General features: G+C 70.2%; 15 protein-coding genes. 12 read left to right on the top strand and 3 right to left on the bottom strand.

Annotated elements, in window-relative coordinates:
- Positions 1-2: 2 nt before the first annotated feature.
- On the bottom strand, positions 3-671 hold the full coding sequence (locus tag A33M_RS02720) for a class I SAM-dependent methyltransferase (protein WP_008383184.1): 669 nt from the start codon (positions 669-671) through the stop codon (positions 3-5).
- A gap of 35 nt (positions 672-706) precedes the next feature.
- Positions 707-1,942, bottom strand: coding sequence for a tRNA 2-thiouridine(34) synthase MnmA (mnmA, locus tag A33M_RS02715; protein WP_008383182.1), 1,236 nt, complete (start codon positions 1,940-1,942; stop codon positions 707-709).
- Between the two features lie 338 nt (positions 1,943-2,280).
- Here mnmA and A33M_RS22065 point away from each other — a divergent pair, with 338 nt between their 5' ends.
- The 12 genes from A33M_RS22065 to A33M_RS02655 all read left to right on the top strand — a co-directional run bounded on the left by A33M_RS22065 (position 2,281) and on the right by A33M_RS02655 (position 14,179).
- Entirely contained in the window at positions 2,281-3,930 is a 1,650-nt protein-coding gene (locus tag A33M_RS22065; protein WP_008383179.1) for a flagellar hook-length control protein FliK, read from the top strand.
- A gap of 66 nt (positions 3,931-3,996) precedes the next feature.
- Positions 3,997-4,671 carry a flagellar hook assembly protein FlgD gene (locus A33M_RS02705; protein ID WP_237718254.1) on the top strand — a complete coding sequence of 225 codons (675 nt, stop codon included), beginning with the start codon at positions 3,997-3,999 and terminating at the stop codon, positions 4,669-4,671.
- A gap of 593 nt (positions 4,672-5,264) precedes the next feature.
- Positions 5,265-5,540, top strand: a complete 276-nt coding sequence (gene sciP, locus A33M_RS02700; RefSeq protein WP_008383176.1) for a CtrA inhibitor SciP — start codon at positions 5,265-5,267, stop codon at positions 5,538-5,540.
- A gap of 634 nt (positions 5,541-6,174) precedes the next feature.
- Positions 6,175-7,812, top strand: a complete 1,638-nt coding sequence (gene fliF / locus A33M_RS02695) for a flagellar basal-body MS-ring/collar protein FliF (protein WP_008383174.1) — start codon at positions 6,175-6,177, stop codon at positions 7,810-7,812.
- A 16-nt stretch (positions 7,813-7,828) separates the two neighbouring features.
- Positions 7,829-8,911: a flagellar motor switch protein FliG gene (gene fliG / locus A33M_RS02690; RefSeq protein WP_008383171.1), complete on the top strand. Its 1,083-nt coding sequence runs from the start codon at positions 7,829-7,831 to the stop codon at positions 8,909-8,911.
- Between the two features lie 10 nt (positions 8,912-8,921).
- Entirely contained in the window at positions 8,922-9,563 is a 642-nt protein-coding gene (locus tag A33M_RS02685; protein ID WP_008383168.1) for a FliH/SctL family protein, read from the top strand.
- A gap of 14 nt (positions 9,564-9,577) precedes the next feature.
- Positions 9,578-9,937, top strand: a complete 360-nt coding sequence (fliN, locus tag A33M_RS02680; protein WP_008383166.1) for a flagellar motor switch protein FliN — start codon at positions 9,578-9,580, stop codon at positions 9,935-9,937.
- A 154-nt stretch (positions 9,938-10,091) separates the two neighbouring features.
- Entirely contained in the window at positions 10,092-11,459 is a 1,368-nt protein-coding gene (gene flbD, locus A33M_RS02675) for a sigma-54-dependent transcriptional regulator FlbD (protein WP_008383164.1), read from the top strand.
- Positions 11,460-11,738: 279 nt separating this feature from the next.
- Positions 11,739-12,368, top strand: a complete 630-nt coding sequence (gene minC, locus A33M_RS02670; RefSeq protein WP_237718253.1) for a septum site-determining protein MinC — start codon at positions 11,739-11,741, stop codon at positions 12,366-12,368.
- 22 nt (positions 12,369-12,390) lie between these two features.
- A complete protein-coding gene (gene minD / locus A33M_RS02665) occupies positions 12,391-13,206 on the top strand; it encodes a septum site-determining protein MinD (RefSeq protein WP_008383160.1) in 816 nt (271 codons plus the stop codon).
- The gene (gene minE, locus A33M_RS02660; RefSeq protein WP_008383158.1) at positions 13,203-13,478 is read left to right on the top strand and encodes a cell division topological specificity factor MinE; all 276 of its coding nucleotides are present in this window, start codon (positions 13,203-13,205) and stop codon (positions 13,476-13,478) included. The genes minD and minE overlap by 4 nt, the downstream gene beginning before the upstream one ends.
- Before the next feature lie 83 nt (positions 13,479-13,561).
- Positions 13,562-14,179, top strand: coding sequence for a GNAT family N-acetyltransferase (locus tag A33M_RS02655; RefSeq protein ID WP_008383156.1), 618 nt, complete (start codon positions 13,562-13,564; stop codon positions 14,177-14,179).
- Positions 14,180-14,380: 201 nt separating this feature from the next.
- Here the strand turns inward: A33M_RS02655 and A33M_RS02650 are convergent, their stop codons facing one another.
- Positions 14,381-15,946 carry a 2-isopropylmalate synthase gene (locus A33M_RS02650; RefSeq protein WP_008383154.1) on the bottom strand — a complete coding sequence of 522 codons (1,566 nt, stop codon included), beginning with the start codon at positions 15,944-15,946 and terminating at the stop codon, positions 14,381-14,383.
- Positions 15,947-16,274: the final 328 nt, after the last annotated feature.

Below are 16,274 nucleotides of genomic sequence, written 5' to 3'. Positions count from 1 at the left end.
CCCTACTCCGCCGCCTGCAGCCCCGGGGCGGCGGCAGCCTTGCCGAACCGGATCAGCGAGAAGTGGCCGAGCGGCGGCATCGGCTTGCGGTCGATCAGGTGGACGCCCGGCGTCTTGGCGAGCCAATGGGCGAGGCGCGCCCACGGAAACTCCGGCCGCCAGCCGAGCTTTCGCGCGATCGGTGCGAACGCCGCCTCGAACAGTTTCCGCGGGCCGGTCTCGGCGCCGATATGGTTGACCAGGATGATCTCGCCGCCCGGCTTCACCACGCGGGCGAACTCGTCGAGCGTCCCCTCCGGGTCCGGCACCGCGGTGATCACGTATTGCGCCACCACCACGTCGAACGAGGCATCTGGCAGCGCCAGCTTGGCGGCGTCCATCACCGACAACACCTCGACATTGTCGAGGCCGTGGGTCGCCACCCGCTCCTGCGCCTTGCGCAGCATCGGGGCGGAGATGTCGATGCCGACGATCCGGTTGGTGCGGCGATAGTCCGGCAGCGAGATGCCGGTGCCGACGCCGACCTCGAGCACCCGCCCGCCGACCTTCTCGACCGCGGCGATCGCCGCCTTGCGGCCGCACTCGAACACGGTGCCGAACACGAGATCGTAGACCGGCGCCCAGCGCGCATACGCTTTCGCGACCTTGTCGCGATCGAGATCGTCAGCCATGGAAAAACAGTCTCCCGAAAAGAAAAAAGAGCGCTTCAGCGCCGGGCCGCGGCCGGCTCGGCCGCGCGTGTTTCCGCGCGCGACTCCGCACCCGACTCGGCACCCGTCTCGGCCGCCGCGACGGCGGACGCCGCGCTCCGGATGAAACCACCGCCGAGCACGCGCGCCTGTCCGGCGAGCGCGTCGTAGAAGGTGCAGGCCTGGCCGGGCGCGACCCCTTCCTCGCCGTCGACCAGCTCCACCTCGATCTCCGCACGATCGCGAAAAATCCAGGCGGGCTGCGGACGGCGGGTCGAGCGCACCTTGACGAACACCTCCAGCCGGCCGGGTGTATGCGCCTCGGCGAGCGCCGCGTCGAGCGTGCCGTCGCCGATCCAGTTGACGTCGCGCAGCCGCATCCGCCGGGTCTTCAGCGCCTCGCGCGGGCCGACCACCACCCGCCGATGGGCGGCGTCGAGGCCGACGACATAGAGCGGCTCGGCGGCGGCGATGCCGATGCCGCGGCGCTGGCCGACGGTGTAGCGGATGATGCCCTGATGGTGCCCGAGCACCCGCCCGTCGAGATCGACGATGTCGCCGGGCTCGGCCGCGTCGGGCTTCAGGCGCTCGATCACCTCGGTGTAGCGGCCGGTCGGCACGAAGCAGATGTCCTGGCTGTCGTGCTTTTCCGCCACCGGCAGGGCGAACCGGCGGGCGAGCGCGCGGGTTTCGGCCTTGGTGCGGTCGCCGAGCGGGAAGCGCAGCAGGTCGAGCTGGTCGCGGGTGGTGGCGAACAGGAAGTAGCTCTGGTCGCGGTCCTCCTCGCGGGCGCGGAACAGCGCGCGCCGGCCGTCGGACGATTCGCGGGAGGCGACATAGTGGCCGGTCGCCAGCACCGCCGCGCCGAGATCCTTCGCGGTGTCGAGGAGATCGCGGAATTTGATCGATTGGTTGCACTCGACGCACGGCACCGGCGTCTCGCCCGACACGTAGCTCTCGGCGAAGCGGTCGATCACCGCCTCCTTGAAGCGGCTCTCGTAGTCGAGCACGTAATGCGGGATGCCGATCGCCTCCGCCACCCGGCGAGCATCGTGGATGTCCTGCCCCGCGCAGCAGGCGCCGACCCGGTGGGTCGCCGCGCCGTGGTCGTAGAGCTGCAGCGTGACGCCGACGACGTCGTAGCCCTCCGCCTTCAGGAGCGCCGCCGTGACCGACGAGTCGACCCCGCCCGACATGGCGACCACCACGCGGGTGCTTTCGGGTCGCGTGTCGAGATCGAGTGAATTTCGCATGCCGTTCGCGGACGCCGCCGCGCTCCTCGCCCGCTGCCGGTTCCGTCCCGCCGCGGTTTCGTCACTCCTTACTATAGGGAGCCGACCGTCCGCTCGCCAGCGCGCCCGGCGGCGAGCCGCTCCGCGCCGGCGGACCGACCGTCGGCCGGCTGCGGCCGGCAGTCGACCGGAGGGAGCCGGCAGTTCTTGCCCGGCCGCCCCTGCAAGCCTTGCCTCCGGGGCTTTCGAGGCGCCGGTGCCCCGGAACCAATGCATTGGCGCGGCTACGTTTTCTTTGACGGAACTCGGTGGCCCGCCGCTTGCAGACGTGGTGTCGGACAATCACGAGGTCACGCTCAGTGCCCACCATCACCATCGAGCCGAGCACCGCTGCCGCCGCCGCGTTCGCGGCCCGCACCGCTGCGGCCCAACAAAAGTCCACCGCCACCGACTTCGCCAGCCTGATCGACGATGTGGACGCGAGCGCCGCCGCGCAGGCGAGCCGCGACTCCCAGCCGCGTCCGGCCGCCATCGGCGCGCGCGACGACACGAGCCGGACGGAGCGCCCGTCCGACTCCGCGTCGAGAAGCCGGGCGCGCTCCGACCACGACGACGACGGACGCAAGGCGCCGGACCGCGCGCGGTCCGACAAAACCTCGCCGAAGGACGACGCCGCGCCGCGCGAGCGGGCCGCGGCGAACGATGGCGACGCGACTGAGTCCACCGACTCCGCCCCCGATGCGAAGACCGCGGACGGCAGCGACCGCACGGAAACGAAGGCGACGGACGGCAGCGACACGACGACCGGCGACTCCGCCGGCGACACGACGGACGGAGCCACGGACGGCAGCGACGCCTCCGAGAACGATGCGGAAGCGGCAGCTGCCCAGGCCGCGGCCCAGGCCGCCGCCCAGGCCGTCGCGGCGACGGCGACCCCGCCGGTTCCGGTCGCCGCACCAGGCGTTCCGACCGATCCGGCGCTCGCCGCCCCCGGTGCAGCCGGAGACGAGGCGATCGGCGCGGCGCCGCAGCTCGCCTCGACGCCCCCGGCCGGCACCGCAACCGACCCCGCCGCCGCGAAGGACGCGGCGCAGCAAGCGACCGGCAAGGCCGCCGCACCCGACACCGCGGCGACTGCGGCCGCAGCAAACGGCAAGGCGGCCGGCACCGGCGGCGCCGAGACGTTCAAGGCAGCCGCCGAGACGAAGGCCTCCGCGACCGGCGACGCCACCAAGACCGGCGACGGCACCGCCGCAAAGCCGGCCGACCCGACGGCCGGCCAGGCGCGGCCCACCAATCACCAGACGCCGCCGGCGACCACTCCGGACGGCACCGTCACGGGCGCGCCCGGCACGCATGCGCAGATCGCCGCGGCCGGCCTCCAGCCGGACGCCCGTCCGGACGCGGCCGCCGCCAATGGCGGCGCGGCCCCCGCGCAGAACCCGCCGGGCCAAATCGGGCAGCAGGCCGGGCAACCGGCCGCCGTGCCGATCCGGGCGGACGGCCTGTCGGTCGCCGCCGCCGGCGCGAGCCCGCAGGTGCCGCAGGCCGGCGCCACCCGGATCGACACGTCCGAACGGGCGGTGTCGCTGTCCGAGCTCGGCGTCCAGATCACCGCGCAGGCGAAATCCGGCCGGCAGAGCTTCGAGATCCGGCTCGATCCGCCCGATCTCGGGCGGGTCCATGTGCGGCTCGAGGTCGACCGCAACGGCCAGGTGGTGTCGCACGTCAGCGCCGACCGCTCCGACACGCTCGATCTGTTGCGCCGCGACGCCGCCCAGCTCGAGCGCGCGCTGCAGGACGCCGGCCTGAAGACCGACCAGGGCGCGATGCAGTTCTCGCTGCGCGACCAGGGCAGCGGCCAGCGGCAGCCGAACCCCGACGCGCAGACGCAGGCGCGGCAGGCCACGCCGATGCCGGGCGACCTGCCGGAAACCCATCCGATCGACGTCGGAGCCGCCTATGGCCGCCTGCTCGGCCGGCTCGGCGGCGTCGACATTCGCGTGTGAGCCGGCTCGCGTACAGATAGCGTCCGACCAGAAAGGTGTGACATGGCGATCGACCCGACGACCGGAATGCCCGCGCCCGTCAAGGCGGCGGTGGTCAATCAGGACAAGGCGACGGCGAAGGACGGCTCGGCCGTCAACACCCAGGCGCTGGCGAGCAATTTCCAGACCTTCCTGACGCTGCTCACCACCCAGCTGCAGAACCAGAGCCCGCTCGATCCGCTCGACACCAACCAGTTCACCGCCCAGCTCGTGCAGTTCTCGCAGGTCGAGCAGCAGCTCAAGATGAACGACCAGCTGTCGGCCCTGGTGTCGCTTCAGGAGACCGCCCAGCAGACCCAGGCGCTCGGCTATATCGGGGCGACCGTCTCGGTGGACGGCTCCACCGCCGAGCTGAAGGACAGCTACGCCGCCTGGAACTTCAAGGTGTCGAAGCCGTCGAGCGCGACCGTGACGATCACCAACACCAGCGGCGCGACGGTCTACAGCGGCACCTTCCCGATGCAGGCCGGCGAGCAGGAGTTCAAGTGGGACGGCCACGGCAACAACGGTACCGCCTGGCCGGACGGCACCTACAAGATGACGGTGACGGCGACCGACGCGCTCGGCCAGCCGGTGGCGGTCTCGACCGAGGTGCAGGGCGTGGTGGACGAGGTCGATGTCGGCACCAACCCGCCGGTGCTGACGATCAACGGCGACACCTACACGCTCGACAAGATCCGGCGGATCGTCCGGCCGAGCTGACCTCGCCCGGGCGACCGGCCCCGGACGACCGGACCCAGGGCGACCGGCCTCCGGACGACCGGACCCAGGGCGACCGGTCCCAGGGTGACCGGCCCCAGGGCCGCCGGAGCGCCGCGCCGCCCGTCCAGGAGGCGAGCGGTAGGCATCGCCCCGACCGAACACGTCCGCCGTCGTGGACCGGCGACGACCGCGGGTGGCCGACCGGCGCCGCCGCTCTTTTTTCTTCACCTTTCTTCTTCTCTTCTTCGCCATCGCGCGGGCAGGCGCGGCCACGCCTCGCCGCTTGCGCCGCGCGCCCACCCGCCCCCGCAGTCCCTCCTCGCACCCCGTCCCCGTCGCCCGGCGCCCGCCGGAGCGGCCGCCGGTCCCGTGCGTCCTCGGCCGGCGCGGCACCGATCCCGGCGGCCGGCGGAGGCTCGCCGCCGCGGCCGGGTTCCCGTTGTGCCGCAAGCCTTTGTCGCACATTCGAGGCAAGGGAAAGGGCGGCCTTCGAAGGGAAACGTTTCCCCTTTCTTTACGGACGCTTAGGCAATTTTTAAGCCACCCTTCCTAGAGTGCACGGGTGTTGTTCAGTTTGTAGCGTGAGTTCATCCATGACCGAGCCCCATCGCCCGAGGGTCAAATACGTCATCGGGCCGGACGGTAGCCCGCTGACGATCGCCGACCTGCCCGCACCCGGCACCAAGCGATGGGTGATCCGCCGGAAAGCCGAAGTCGTCGCGGCCGTGCGCGGCGGCCTCCTCTCGCTGGAGGAAGCCTGCAGCCGCTACACCCTCACGGTCGAGGAGTTCCTCGCCTGGCAATACTCGATCGATCGGCACGGCCTCGCCGGCCTGCGCACCACGAGACTGCAGCAATATCGCCAGTGAACCGCCGCGTCGCTCGGCGGATTTTTTCGACGGCCCCCGGAACCCGCGTTCCGGATGCACGTTGAGAGAGTGTCGGACCGGTCATCCCCCAGCCCCCCAATCCCGTCCGACAAGTCGGCCCGTCGTGTTACAGATCGGGTCGACAAAAAGGCCGCCCTCCCCCGGCGGCCTTTTTATTTGCGCCGAGGGGTCGAGGCGAGGCGTTTCGCCGCCCGCCGCCCGCCGCACTCGGCCTCCCGGCTCGCATCCTCTGCTCGCCTCCTTCTCCTCGCCCCCTCCACTCGTCCCCCTGTTCGCCCGTCGTCGCCTCCGGTGCCGGCCGTCCTGCCGACGAGCGCCGCAAGGTTTCGCTAACCGTCCGCGCAACCCGCCAGAACCGCGCGTGGCCCGCCCGCATTGTCCGGTCGCTTGCGGAGGGTTCCCGACGCGTTCCGGCGCGGCTCGGGACGCGTCCCGGCGCGGCTCGGGACGCGTCCCGGGCGCCACGGCGCGGTCAAATTTGCGCTGCGGCGGCCCGGCGCCCCCCACCGTTAACCAATTGGAAACCATGCACCCGGCAAAACTTGCCGAGTGGCCCGGTTTTCGTTCGACGAAATAACGGCTTGGAAGTCCCCCCACGGCCAGGATCGACCCGGTGGAAGGTCTCGTCACATTCGTGAAGACGCTCGGGCCCGCCCGAATCGCCGCCATGGGAGCGGTGACGGCGGGGCTGATCGGCTTTTTCGCCTTCATCATCCTGCGGGTGACGGCCCCGCAGATGAGCCCGCTGTTCACCGACCTGACGCTCGAGGACTCCGCCGCCATCGTCAAGGACCTCGAGCGGCAGAGCATCCCCTACGAGATGAAGAACGACGGCGCCATCATCATGGTGCCGCGCGACATGGTGGGGCGGCTGCGCATGAAGCTCGCCGAGGGCGGCCTGCCCAAGGGCGGCGGCGTCGGCTACGAGATCTTCGACAAGTCGGATGCCCTCGGCACCACCAGCTTCGTCCAGAACATCAACCATCTGCGCGCCCTCGAGGGCGAGCTCGCCCGCACCGTGCGGGAGATCGACCGGGTGCAGGCGGCGCGCGTCCATCTGGTGCTGCCGGAGCGCCCCCTGTTCTCGCGCGACCGGCCGGAGCCGTCCGCCTCGATCGTCCTGAAGGTGCGCGGCACGCTGGAGGCGCAGCAGGTGCGGGCGATCCGCCACCTGGTCGCCTCGGCGGTCAACGGGCTCAAGCCCGAGCGCATCTCGATCGTCGACGAGACCGGCCGGCTGCTCGCCGACGGCGCCGCCGGCGACGCCAATGGCGGCAACGGCACGAGCGGCGACGAGCGCAAGCTCGCCTACGAGCGCAACCTGCGCCAGCAGGTGGAGTCGATCGTCGGCTCGGTGGTCGGCCCGGGCCGCGCCCGCGTCCAGCTCGCCGCCGATTTCGACTTCAACCGGGTGACCCAGACCCAGGACAAGTACGACCCCGACGGCCGCGTGCTGCGCTCGAGCCAGACCCGCGAGGAAAGCTCCACGGTGGTCGACCCGCAGGGCCAGGTCTCGGTCGCGACCGAGCTGCCGAACGCCAACCAGGGCAACCCGACCGCCGGCCCGCGCGACCAGACCAAGAAGAACGAGGAGATCAACAATTACGAGATCTCCCGCACCACCCGCACCGAGGTGATCGAGGGCGGCCGGGTCAACCGCATCTCGGTCGCGGTGCTGGTCGACGGCGTCTACACCAAGAACGACAAGGGCGAGCTGGTCTATCAGGAGCGCTCCAAGGAGGAGCTCGACCGCATCGCCGCCCTGGTGCGCTCGGCGATCGGCTTCGACGAGAAGCGCGGCGACCAGGTCGAGGTGGTCAATCTGCGGTTCGCCGAGATGCCCGACCTCACCATTCCCGAGCCGACCGGCTGGATGGCTTATTTCGACTTCACCAAGGACGACATCATGCGCTTCGTCGAGCTCGGCGTGATGCTGCTGCTCGGCCTGCTGGTGCTCCTGATGGTGGTGCGCCCGCTGATCCGCCGCATCGTCACTCCCGAGCAGCTCGCGGCGCTGACCGGGGCCACCGAGCCGCCGCTGGTGGCGGCGCTGCCGAGCGGCGAGACCCACGGCCTGCCGGTGACCGAGGAGGAGGCGCTGGCGTCGACCGCCACCTCCAAGATGATCGACTTCGCGCAGGTGCAGGGCAGCGTCCACGCCCAGTCGATCCAGAAGGTCGGCGAGCTGGCCGACCGCAACCCGCAGGAGACCGTCTCGATCATCCGCCAATGGCTGCACGAGACCAACTGAGACAGGCCGAGGACCGATGAGCACACCGATCGCGAAGCCCAAGTCCGACATCGAGAACGTGGTGGCGACGCTGGCCGCCCGCCAGCCGGCCGAGGGCGTCGCCCGCAAGCTGCGGGGCCCGGAGCGGGCCGCCGTGCTGATGCTCGCGCTCGGCGACCAGTACGGCTCGAAGATCTGGCAGCTGCTCGACGACGATGAGCTGCGCTCTTTGTCGATGGTGATGTCGAGCCTCGGCACGGTGCAGGCGGAGTCGGTCGAGGAGCTGATGCTCGAGTTCGTCTCGCGCCTGTCGGCCTCCGGCGCGCTGATGGGCACCTACGACGCGACCGAGCGGCTGCTCCAGCAGTATCTGCCGCCCGAGCGCGTCAGCGGCATCATGGACGAGATCCGCGGGCCGGCCGGCCGCAACATGTGGGAGAAGCTCTCCAACGTGCAGGAGGAGATGCTCGCCAACTACCTCAAGAACGAATACCCGCAGACGGTCGCCGTCATCCTCTCCAAGCTGCGCCCCGAGCAGTCGGCCAAGGTGCTCGGCATCCTCCCCGAGGACGTCGGCATGGACGTCGTCAACCGCATGCTGCGGATGGAGTCGGTGCAGAAGGAGGTGATCGAGCGGGTCGAGGCGACGCTGCGCACCGAGTTCATGTCGTCGCTGTCGCAGACCCGCCGGCGCGACGCCCACGAGATGATGGCGGAGGTGTTCAACAATTTCGACCGCCAGACCGAGACGCGCTTCATGACCGCCCTCGAGGAGACCAACCGCGAGAGCGCCGAGCGCATCAAGAGCCTGATGTTCACCTTCGACGACCTGATCAAGCTCGACAACGCCTCGGCGCAGACGCTGATGCGCCACATCGACAAGGACAAGCTGGCGATCGCCCTCAAGGGCGCCTCCGAGCCGGTGCGGGCGTTCTTCCAGTCCAACATGTCGAGCCGCGCGGCGAAGATGCTCAACGACGACATGGAGGCGCTCGGCCCGGTGCGGCTGCGCGAGGTCGACGAGGCGCAGGCGCTCCTGGTCAACCTCGCCAAGGATCTGGCCGGCAAGGGCGAGATCATGATCACCAAGAACCGCGCCGACGAAGAGCTGGTGTACTGAGGACGTGTCGATGAGCGCACCGGCCAAGTTCCTGTTCGACCTCGACTTCGCTGCCCCGGCAAAACCCGCCGCGGCGGCCGAGGAAGAACGGACCGTGGCGCTCGCCGAGCACGAGGCGGCGCTGAAGGCGGCGGAGGCGCGCGGCTACCAGAAGGGCGTGACCGCCGCCGAGGTGCAGGCGCGCACCCAGGCCGAGCGGCAGACCGCCGCGGCGTTCGAGCGGATCGCCGGCTCGCTCGCGGTGCTGGCGAACGAGCTGCCGGCGCTGTCGAAGCGGATCGAGACGCAATCGGTCGAGGTCGCCACCGCGGTCGGACGCAAGCTCGCCCCGGCGCTGATCGAGACGCAGCCCTTCGCCGAGATCGCGGCGCTGGTCGAAGGCTGCTTCCGCGAGCTGATCGGCACCCCGCACGTGGTCGTGCGGGTCGGCGAAGGACTTTACGAGCTCGCCCGCGAGCGGCTCGGCGACATCGCCCGCGCCCGCGGCTTCGACGGCCGGCTGGTGGTGCTGGGAGAGGCGGAGATCGCACCCGGCGACTGCCGCATCGAATGGGCCGACGGCGGCATCGTTCGCGATCACGCAGCGGTGGAGGCGGCGATCGCCGACGCCGTCGCCCGCTGGATCGCCGAGCGGACCGGCGAGCCCGCGTGACGAAAGGAACCGTCATGGCGAACGAAGACGGCAAGGTGCCCTTCCCCAATCTCGACGCCGAGAACGGCGTGGTCGAGCACGCCGCCGAGGACGGCGCGACCGACACCGAGGCCGAGGCCAGCCACGCGGCGGCCGATCTCGAGGCGGTGTTCGACGTGCCGGTGCAGGTGTCGGCGGTGCTCGGGCGCGCCCGCATGGAGGTCGGCGAGCTCTTGAAGCTCGGCCCCGGCGCGGTGCTGGAGCTCGACCGCAGGGTCGGCGAGGCGATCGACATCTACGTCAACAATCGCCTGGTCGCCCGCGGCGAGGTGGTGCTGGTCGAGGACAAGCTCGGCATCACCATGACCGAGATCATCAAGGCGGACCGCGGCTGATGACCGCGACCCGCAACCAGTGCACCGCCCGGTTCGCCGGAACGCGAACGGCGTCGGCTCTCGCTCTCCCCGCAGGCGGGGAGAGGTGGAGCTGCCGCCGGCCTCACGCGCCCCGCCGGGCGGCGCGGCAATTTCCCAGTAGAGGAGTGACCCCATGCGCCTCCTGATCGTCGGCACCCTGAAGGGCCAGCTCACCGTCGCGACCAAGATCGCCATGGACAAGGGCGCCAGCGTCACCCACGCGGAGAGCACCGAGCAGGCGATGGCGGTGCTACGGTCCGGCCGCGGCTCCGACCTTCTGATGGTCGACGTCGCGCTCGACATCCGCGACCTCGTGATCAAGCTCGAGGCCGAGCGCATCCACGTGCCGATCGTCGCCTGCGGGGTCGCCTCGGACGCGCGCGCCGCGGTCGCCGCCATCCATGCGGGGGCGAAGGAGTACATCCCGCTGCCGCCCGATCCCGAGATGATCGCGGCGGTGCTGGCGGCGGTCGCCGACGATTCGCGCGAGCTGGTCTATCGCGACCAGGCGACCGCCAACGTGGTCCGGCTCGCCCAGCAGATCGCTCCCTCCGACGCCTCGGTGCTGATCACCGGCGAGTCCGGCACCGGCAAGGAGGTCTTGGCCCGCTACGTCCATGCCCGCTCGAACCGGGCGCGCGGGCCGTTCATCTCGGTCAATTGCGCGGCGATCCCCGAGCAGCTGCTCGAAAGCGAGCTGTTCGGCCACGAGAAGGGCGCCTTCACCGGCGCGGTGGCGCGGCGCGTCGGAAAATTCGAGGAGGCGAACGGCGGCACGCTGCTGCTCGACGAGATCTCCGAGATGGACGTCCGCCTGCAGGCGAAGCTCCTCCGGGCGATCCAGGAGCGGGTGATCGACCGGGTCGGCGGCACCCGCCCGGTGCCGGTCGACATCCGCATTCTCGCCACCTCCAACCGCAACCTCGGCGATGCGGTGCGGTCGGGAAGCTTCCGCGAGGACCTTCTCTTCCGCCTCAACGTGGTGAACCTGAAGATCCCGCCGCTGCGCGAGCGGCCGGGCGACGTGATCGAGCTCGCCCAGCACTTCGCCACGAAGTACGCCCACGCGAACGGCGTGCCGGTGCGGCCGCTGTCGGTCGAGGCCAAGCACCAGCTCTCGCTCAACCGCTGGGTCGGCAATGTGCGCGAGCTGGAGAACACGATTCACCGCGCGGTGCTGCTCGCCTCCGGCGACGAGATCGGCCCGGACGCCATCCTCACCCCGGACGGCGAGCGGCTCGACCAGACCCGGCCGGCGGCGGTGGAGCACGCGGCGCTCGCCGCCGAGGCGGTGACTAGAGCGCTGGTCGGCCGCACCGTCGCCGACGTCGAGCGCGACCTCATCCTCGAGACGCTCAAGCACTGCTTCGGCAACCGCACGCACGCCGCGAACATTCTCGGCATCTCGATCCGCACGCTGCGCAACAAGCTCAACGAGTACGCCTCCGACGGCGTCGCGGTGCCCGCCCCGCACGGCGGCGACGTCCGCATGGCCGGTTGACCGAAACCACCCCATCATGACCCCGCTACCGCCGAACCGTGGCATTCGAGTCGAATTCGACCGACTCGATGTCGCCACGGTCGTATTTTCAGTTTCAAGCGGGGGCGAATCGGCCAGAGTCTTTCGCCGCCGATACGGTACGCGCGGTCCGGCCACGACGGAACGCCGCGGTGCGTGGGTGCCCGCGCCGGGCTCCGCGTCGTGGGAAAGCCGGACATGAGAACCGTCGTTCAGATGAGACCGAAACCCCGTCCCGTCCGGTTCCGCGGGCGGTCCTACATGGCGTTCGCGCTGGCGCCCGAGCCGCCGGTCGCCGACTGGCTCGACGACCTCGACGGCGCGATCGCGCGCTCGCCGGGGTTCTTCGTCGGCCGCCCGGCGGTGCTCGACCTCGCCGGCCTGACCCTGCCGGCCGCCGAGATCGTCGCCCTGATCGCAGCGCTGGAGACCCGCGGCATCCGCATCATGGGGCTCGAAGGCGCCGCCCCCGGGCTGGCCGGGCCGGATCTGCCGCCGGTGCTGACCAGCGGCCGCGCCGCCTCCAACGAGAATTCCGAGCAGGCCAAGGCGCCGCCGCCCGCCGCCTCGCTGATGATCGACCTGCCGGTGCGCTCCGGCCAGACCATCTACCATCCGGGCGGCGACGTGATCATCCTGGGCGCGGTGTCGTCCGGCGCCGAGGTGGTGGCCGGCGGCTCGATCCACGTCTACGGCACCTTGCGCGGCCGCGCGATGGCCGGCGCCGACGGCGACATGAAGGCGCGCATCTTTTGCCGGCGCATCGACGCCGAGCTGTTGGCGATCGCGGGCTACTATCGCACCGTCGACGATCTCGAACCGGAGCTCCGGAGCAAGCCCGTGCAGGCCTGGCTCGACGGAGAGACCATGCTGATTGCTGCCTTCGACTGAGGCAGGGAGGAGGAAGAAGACGATGGCCAACGTGGTCGTGGTGACATCCGGAAAAGGCGGCGTGGGCAAGACCACCACCACCGCCGCGTTGGGCGCAGCCCTGGCTCAGACCGGCCAGACGGTGGCAGTGGTCGATTTCGACGTCGGCCTGCGCAATCTCGACCTCGTGCTCGGCGCCGAGCGGCGCGTGGTGTTCGACCTGATCAACGTCGTGCAGGGGGTCGCCAAGCTGCAGCAGGCGCTGATCCGCGACAAGCGCATCGAGACGCTGTGGCTGCTGCCCGCCTCGCAGACCCGCGACAAGGATGCGCTGACCGACGAGGGCGTCGCCCAGGTGATCGGCGAGCTGCGCAACCGCTTCGACTGGGTGCTGTGCGACAGCCCGGCCGGCATCGAGCGCGGCGCCCAGCTCGCCATGCGCCACGCCGACCAGGCGGTGATCGTCACCAATCCGGAAGTCTCCTCGGTGCGCGACTCCGACCGCATCATCGGCCTCCTCGACGCCAAGACCGAGCGCGCCGAGCGCGGCGAGCGGATCGGCAAGCACATTCTGGTGACCCGCTTCGATCCCGCCCGCGCCTCCAAGGGCGAGATGCTCGGCATCGCCGACATCGTCGAGATCCTGTCGCTGCCGCTGCTCGGCATCATCCCCGAGAGCCAGGAGGTTTTGCGCGCATCGAACCTGGGGACGCCGGTCGTGTTGAGCGACCCGTCCAGCACCCCGGCCCGCGCCTATCTCGAGGCCGCCCGGCGGCTCGAGGGCGAGGACCTCGACATCGTCGTCCCGACCGAGAAGAAGAGCCTGCTCACGAAACTGTTCGGCAGGAGAGCCGCATGATCTGGACCCTGTTCAAGCGCCGCAATTCCGCGCCGGTGGCGCGGGAACGGCTGCAGATCCTGCTCGCCCACGAGCGATCGCCGCTCGGGCGTTCGTCCAACCTGATCTCCGTGCTGCAGGAGGACATCCTTGCGGCGATCTCGCGGCACGTCTTCGTCGAGCCCGACAGCGTGCAGGTGAAGATGGACCGCGGGGAGCAGATTTCGACCCTCGAGATCGAGATCGAGATCCCCAACATGGTCGCTCCGCCGCTGGTCGCGCGCGCCTCGTGAGATAGGCCCGCTCCGTCGAGCCCGGCCGCTCCGGGTGGCACCCGCCCCCCCGGGCGTGCCGGTTTCTGTCGTCTTCGCTCCCGATGTTTTACCGCCGCGCTCGCCGCGGCTTTCTCTTGCCGGCCGCCATGATCCGCCCCGCCCGCCAGAGCGACGCCGATGCCCTGTGGCGCATCCTCGAGCCGGTGATCCGCGCCGGCGAAACCTATCCGCTGCCGCGCGATCTTTCCCGCCAAGACGCCCTCGCCTACTGGCTCTCGCCCGCCCACGAGGTGTTTGTCGCGACCGACGACGGACCGGCGGCCGGGACGGCCGAGGCCGAGGCCGGTGCCGGAGGGGACGCCGAGGCGTCCGAGGGCGCTGCCGGGGATGCGGAGAGCCCTGACGAGAGAATAATCGGCACGTTCTATCTGAAGGCCAACCAGAGCGGCGGCGGCGCCCATGTGGCGAACTGCGGCTACATGGTCGCGCGAGGCGCCACCGGCCGTGGCGTCGCCCGGCAGATGTGCACGTTCTCGCTCGAGCGCGCAAAAGCGCGCGGGTTTCACGCGATGCAGTTCAACTTCGTGATCGCCACCAACGACCGCGCGGTCAAACTGTGGCAGGCGATGGGCTTTGCCACTGTCGGCCGCCTCCCGGGCGCATTCGCGCACCCGACGCACGGTTACGTCGACGCGCTGGTGATGTGGCGGGATCTCTGATCACGTCGGCCGCCGACAGCCCCTCGCGTGCGCACGGCGCGATGCGCCTTTGCGCACCCTACGCACTACGCACTCGGTGCTGTCACGGCCTCGTGGTGAGGAGGCCGCGTAGCGGCCGTCTCGAACCATGGGGCCGCCCCGTCCTTCGAGACGCGCCTTCGGCGCCCTCGGGACGAGGCGGAAGTCACGACCGGGAGAGCCTCACGGCCCGACGACCATCGCCTCCGGTTTCGTGCGCTGGCGCTTGATCATCAGCTTGTTCAACGCGCCGAGATAGGCTTTTGCCGAGGCCACCAGCGTGTCGGGATCGGCGCCCTTGGCGGTCACCGTCTTGTCGTTCTCCGACAGGCGCACGGACACTTCCGCCTGCGCGTCGGTGCCCTCGGTCACCGCGTGCACCTGATAGAGGTCGAGGGTCGCCTCGTTCGGCACCAGCGCCTTGATGCAGTTGAAGGTCGCATCGACCGGCCCGTTGCCCTCGCACTCCTCGATCACCGTGCGGCCCTCGATCGCCAGCTTCATGGTGGCGCGCTGCGGCCCGTGCGTGCCGGCGATGATCGACAACGACACCAGCTTGATGCGGTCCTGCGCGGTGGCGATCTCCTCGTCGACCAACGCCTCGATGTCCTCGTCGTAGACCAGCTTCTTGCGGTCGGCGAGCGCCTTGAACCGCACGAACGCGTCCTCGACCTGATTGGGGCCGAGCTCGTAGCCCAATTCCTGCAGCTTGTGCACGAAGGCGTGGCGGCCGGAATGCTTGCCCATCACCAACGAGGTCTGCTTCACGCCGACGCTTTCCGGCGTCATGATCTCGTAGGTCTCGGTGTGCTTGAGCATGCCGTCCTGATGGATGCCGCTCTCGTGCGCAAAAGCGTTCCGGCCGACGATCGCCTTGTTGTACTGGATCGGGAACGAGGTGACGGCGGAGACCAGCTTCGACACCCGCGTCAGCTTGGTGCCGTCGACGGCGGTCACGTACGGCATCGCGTCGTGCCGTACCTTCAGCGCCATCACCACCTCCTCGAGCGCGGCGTTGCCGGCCCGCTCGCCGATGCCGTTGATGGTGCATTCGATCTGCCGCGCGCCGCCGCGCACGCCGGCCAGCGAGTTGGCGACCGCCATGCCGAGGTCGTCGTGACAATGCACCGAGAAGCGCGCCTGATCGGAATTCGGCACCCGCTCGCGCACCATCTGGAACAGTGCGAAATATTCCTCCGGCGTGGTGTAGCCGACGGTGTCCGGAATGTTGATGGTGGTGGCGCCCGCCTTGATCGCCGCCTCGACGCAGCGGCACAGAAAGTCGTGCTCGGTGCGGGTGCCGTCCTCGCACGACCACTCGACGTCGTCGGTGTGGTTGCGCGCCCGCGTCACCTGCTGGACGACCATCTCGTAGACCTGCTCGGGCTCCATCTGGAGCTTGTATTTCATGTGCACCGGCGAGGTGGAGATGAAGGTGTGGATGCGGCCGCGCTTGGCCGGGCGGATCGCCTCGGCGCAGCGATCGATGTCCTTCGGCGCGGCGCGCGACAGGCCGCACACCACGGCGTTCTTGGTGCGCTGGGCGATCTCGTGGACGGCGTGGAAGTCACCTTCGGAGGCGATCGGGAAGCCGGCCTCGATGATGTCGACGCCCATCTCGTCGAGCGCCTCGGCGACCTCGAGCTTCTCCTCGTGGGTCATGGTGGCGCCGGGCGACTGCTCGCCGTCGCGCAGGGTGGTATCGAAAATCACGACGCGGTCCTTCTCGGACTCGGTTGCGACGCTCATGGAAAGAGCTCCTTCGGGAAAATGCATGCGCCAGAGGGCGCGTCCGGGGTTCCGTTCGATCCCCTGAGCGCCCAGGCGCGACGCGCCCTGACGGCCCTCAGGGGCTGGTAAGGAGCAGAAGAAGCCCGGACAGCAGGACAGGCGCGGGCGGGGCCTCGGCGGCCCACCCGTACGGCGCGCAATGAATGCAGCGCGGCGTCATGCCAAATCCTCGTTGTCCCTCTCGCCAGCCTCGCCCGAAAAGATGAAGGAGGCGTCAACCGGCAGCGCGAGCGCTCTTGTAACGTGTGGCGGCGGACAGAGCAAGGGGGCGGTGCGGATCGCGCGC

Source organism: Rhodovulum sp. PH10, assembly GCF_000293785.1.
Classification (GTDB): domain Bacteria; phylum Pseudomonadota; class Alphaproteobacteria; order Rhizobiales; family Xanthobacteraceae; genus Rhodoplanes.
The sequence above is the reverse complement of the archived record's forward strand: the minus strand, read 5'-3'. Positions and strand labels throughout refer to the sequence as shown.